We start from the raw sequence: 660 nt of genomic DNA, 5'->3' as shown, positions 1-660 counted from the left end.
GCGGCGCAATAGGCTTCCTCGCCTACAATGCGAAAATGCTTGTCGGTATCGGCAACCTGGCTCTGTTGCAAAGATTGGCGGCAGTCAGAGGTAGGCTGTCGCTCTGCGCCGATCAGGCGGCTGCTGCGAAATGGTGGTTGAGCATGCCCATGGCCTCCGTCAGCGCCGAGGGCCCAATGCCAAAAGCTCTCTCCACAAGGCGCACCTCGCCCCTGATGCCGGGCTGCAGGCACCAGGGGCGAGCCTGTCCTTTGCGCAGGGCTCGCATGACTTCGAATCCCTTGATCGTGGCATAGGCCGTGGGGATCGATTTGAAACCGCGCACCGGCTTGATCAGTATCTTGAGCTTTCCGTGATCGGCCTCGATCACGTTATTGAGATACTTCACCTGCCGGTGGGCCGTCTCCCGGTCCAGCTTTCCTTCGCGCTTCAATTCGGTGATCGCTGCACCATAGCTCGGCGCTTTGTCGGTATTGAGCGTGGCAGGCTTTTCCCAGTGCTTCAGGCCTCGCAGGGCCTTGCCCAGGAACCGCTTCGCTGCCTTGGCGCTGCGGGTCGGCGACAGGTAGAAATCGATCGTGTCGCCCCGCTTGTCGACTGCCCGGTACAGGTAGGTCCACTTGCCCCGCACCTTGACGTAGGTTTCATCCAGGCGCCAGC

At 61.2% G+C, this 660-nt stretch carries 1 protein-coding gene; it reads right to left on the bottom strand.

Features of this window, described 5'->3' with window-relative positions:
* Window positions 1–112: 112 nt before the first annotated feature.
* Window positions 113–660, bottom strand: a 548-nt coding sequence (locus AC1B00_RS09610; RefSeq protein WP_225011095.1) for an IS6-like element IS6100 family transposase, incomplete at its 5' end; no start/stop codon positions are given.

The sequence above is a fragment of the Campylobacter sp. DY7 genome (assembly GCF_057802535.1).
Note: the sequence above shows the minus strand (reverse complement) of the source record. Positions and strands in the feature narration are given on the sequence as shown.